The sequence below is a fragment of the Nocardia sp. NPDC051321 genome, from assembly GCF_044455225.1.
Lineage (GTDB): Bacteria > Actinomycetota > Actinomycetes > Mycobacteriales > Mycobacteriaceae > Nocardia.
In genome coordinates this window covers 164,712-167,712 of sequence record NZ_JBITEM010000003.1, presented here as the reverse complement: position 1 = coordinate 167,712, position 3,001 = coordinate 164,712, and the positions used below count along the sequence as shown (strand labels likewise).

The following is a 3,001-nucleotide window of genomic DNA, read 5'->3' as shown; positions in this document are numbered from 1 at the left end:
CCGGTACGCCACCGCGCGCCTTCGGGCCGCGCGGTGGCAGGATGGCCGATCCCGAGTGAGAGTGCGGATTTCGGGGTTAGCGGGGGAAGGGGCGGTGGTTGAGGGTTTGGTGGACCATTTGGGTGAGGGTGACTATGTCGAGGACGGGGAGGCCGAGGTGGGATTGGATGGTGTGGGCATAGGGGACCAGGTCGGTGCATTCGATTACCAGGGCGCCCATGTCGGGGTTGGCGGCGGCCAGTTGGTCGATTTCGTGTAGGACTTCCTGGCCCAGGCGGTCGGCGTTCAGGTTGTTGCGGCGGCCTTCGAGGATTACCTCGCGGAATTCTGGTTGGTTGTCCATTCCGGCTATGCAGATGGGTACTGATTCGGCGCCGATCGCTTGGAGGTGGCCTTGGGTCAGGGCGGCTTTTTTGGCCACCAGTAGGCCTACTTTGCGGTCTGCGGCGAGCATGCGATGGACCATGGGGACTTGGATCAGGCTGGAGCTGTACAGGGGGATTTGGACGGCGTCGGCCAATTGTTGTTGGAAGATGACGAGGAAGCCGCAGCCGCTGGTAATTGCCGCTGCCCCTTGGGCTTCGAGTTCCTTGGCGGCGATGATGAAAGGTTCGAGCAGGGTGGGGTCGGCTTCGCTGACCATTCGTTGCGGGGTTGCGCCGTGCACCACCTGGTAGATGACGGGGAAGTCGAAGGTGGTGTGGTTACGGATGTGGCCGGGAATTTTGGTGAATGCGGTGTCGAGGCAGAGCACGCCGATGGTGGTGTCGCCCTTGACACCTGGGTTTTCGATCACTGGTAACGCCTTAAGAGATAATGCTGTCGAAACGGTCCGGCTGTAGCGGGGTGGGGTCGGTGGTCGGATCCTGGCCGGCCAGGATGTGGCTGATGAGTTCGCCACCGGCAGGTGCGAGTCCCATGCCGATGTGGCCGTAGCCGACTGCGACCACGAGGTTGCGCAGGCCGGTGCGGCCGATCAATGGCACCCCGTCCGGCGTGCAGGGACGCAAACCACTCCAGGTCTCGCGGGTTCGCGTTTCCGCCAAGTCGGGCAGGTATTCGCCGACAGTACGCAGCATTCCACGCACGCGCCGTTCGGAGATAGCGGTGCTCATTCCGGTCAGCTCGAGCCTGCCCCCGATGCGTAGCCGATCACCAAGGGGCACCATCGCCATGCGGCCCTCGCTCAGCAACACCGGCCGACTGGGGCCACCGGGCGGCATGTCCATGGTGACGCTGTAACCCTTGATCGGTTGCAGCGTCAGGCCGACGCCCGCCATGCGCGCGCACTCGGTCGACCACGCGCCCGCGGCGACGACCACATCGCCGGGACGATAATCCCCGCGATTCGTGTGCAGCCGTTCGATTGTGCCCGCGGTGACCTCGAAGCCGGTCAGGTCGGTGTGTTCGCAGATCTCGACACCCATCTCGCGCAGCACCCGGCCGAATTCGACAACGAACTCCGGCACATGGAGATACGCGCCGTCCGGGTTGTACAGGGCACCACGAATGTCGAAGCGAGTCTTCGGCTCGAGCTCCTCGAGTTCCCCCCGGCCGAGGACACGCAGCGGCACTCCGTTGGCGACGGTGCGCGAGACGGCTCGACTTGCGTCGGCGAAACCCTGGGCGGTCTTGTAGGCCAGCACAATTCCCGGCGACTCGAAAGTGGCCGCGATACTTGGTGATTCACACAGCTCGAGCAGTATTTCGAGACTGCGCTTCTTCATCCCGATCAGTGTCCGGAAACCCGCCGCCGCGGCCGCCGGGGTACAGGAACGCCCGAAAAGCCGCAGCCAGCGCAGCAATTCGCGGTCCGCACTCGGCTTGACGTAAAAGGGCGCGTCCGCACTGAGCATGCCGAGCGAGCGGAGCGACCGCATCCCCGGCTCGGCCAGGGGCGCGGCACCGTGGGTGCCGACGAAACCCGTATTCCCGTACGAACACGACTGCGGCCCACCGAGCGCCCCACGCTCCAGCACCGTGACCGAGGCGCCCGCGCGGCGCAGGTGATAGGCGCAGAACAATCCGGCGACCCCGCCGCCGACGACCACCACATCCGGGTCGCCGCGGTCACCCGTGCCCGTGGGCACGGGGGCCGCCTCCTCACTTGTCACGGACCGACCTACACGGTCACGACGAAGAAGTTGGTCGGAAGGTTGACCACGACCCGCTCGTAGATCTCGGCCTTGACCGCCGCGCCCGGCTCGGCGAAGGTCCCCGGCGGCGGCTCGGCGAAACGGATCACCGACCGTCCCGCGTCGAAAAGCTGTGCGCCGTGGCCGAAGTCGCCGACGATGGCGCTGCCCGGTTCGACCAGGCGGGTGCGGCAGATGAACACGCCGTTCTCTTCGAGGTCCGCCATCAGGCGGCTGGTGCCAAGGGCGCGGTAGTAGTCGACCGGGTTGATGATCAGCCCATCGGCGGTGCCGCCCATCTGCTCGACCTCGTTGCAGGCCCACAGGATCGTCGAGGCGAAGGGGCCGGGGTTGGTTATCCGTGCGATGCCGGGGATGTTCAGCAGGCCGCCCTCGCCGCTGATGATGGTGTGGTTCTCCGCTGTGCAGAGCCGGACGATCAGCCGGTAATTGATGAACGACTCGAAAGTCTCCGGGTCCTCCCACATTTCGGGCGGCACCTGCACCCAGGCCGTGGTGGTGAGCAGCTCAGGGATCGGCGACTTGTGGAACCGGCTGGCCAGTTCGCGGCGGACTTCGGCACCCTCGATCGGTGCGTCCTCGGTGCCCGGCGCGCTCTCGTGCCAATAGAACTTGCGCGGGTCACGAGATAGGTCAATGGCTTTGAGCACATTGCGCGCGGGGTAACGCGGCTTGCGCCGCGAGCTGGTGAGGGTATCGGTAATGGTCACGTCGTACTCGACCGACGCGTCGAGCCCCTTCTCCGCGCAGGCCTCGACGAACATCCGGCCCGGCGAAAGCTCCTTCTTCCGATCCGAGACGACCTGCGCGAGCGTCTCTTTGATGCCTTCGGTCTTCAGCATGTA

At 65.4% G+C, this 3,001-nt stretch carries 3 protein-coding genes; all 3 read right to left on the bottom strand.

What is annotated here, in order from left to right; all coding sequences use genetic code 11:
- Positions 1–76: 76 nt before the first annotated feature.
- The 3 genes from ACIA8C_RS07925 to ACIA8C_RS07915 are packed head-to-tail and all read right to left on the bottom strand — an operon-like array spanning position 77 to position 2,998.
- Complete coding sequence (locus tag ACIA8C_RS07925; RefSeq protein ID WP_397132138.1) at positions 77–796, bottom strand: aspartate/glutamate racemase family protein; 720 nt, start codon at positions 794–796, stop codon at positions 77–79.
- 10 nt (positions 797–806) lie between these two features.
- Entirely contained in the window at positions 807–2,090 is a 1,284-nt protein-coding gene (locus ACIA8C_RS07920) for an NAD(P)/FAD-dependent oxidoreductase (protein WP_397132136.1), read from the bottom strand.
- 32 nt (positions 2,091–2,122) lie between these two features.
- Positions 2,123–2,998: a family 3 encapsulin nanocompartment shell protein gene (locus ACIA8C_RS07915; protein ID WP_397132134.1), complete on the bottom strand. Its 876-nt coding sequence runs from the start codon at positions 2,996–2,998 to the stop codon at positions 2,123–2,125.
- Positions 2,999–3,001 lie beyond the last annotated feature (3 nt).

Coding starts and splice junctions, on each gene's coding strand:
- ACIA8C_RS07915 (WP_397132134.1), bottom strand. CDS start 2,998: ATGCTGAAGACCGAAGGCATCAAAGAGACGCTCGCGCAGGTCGTCTCG.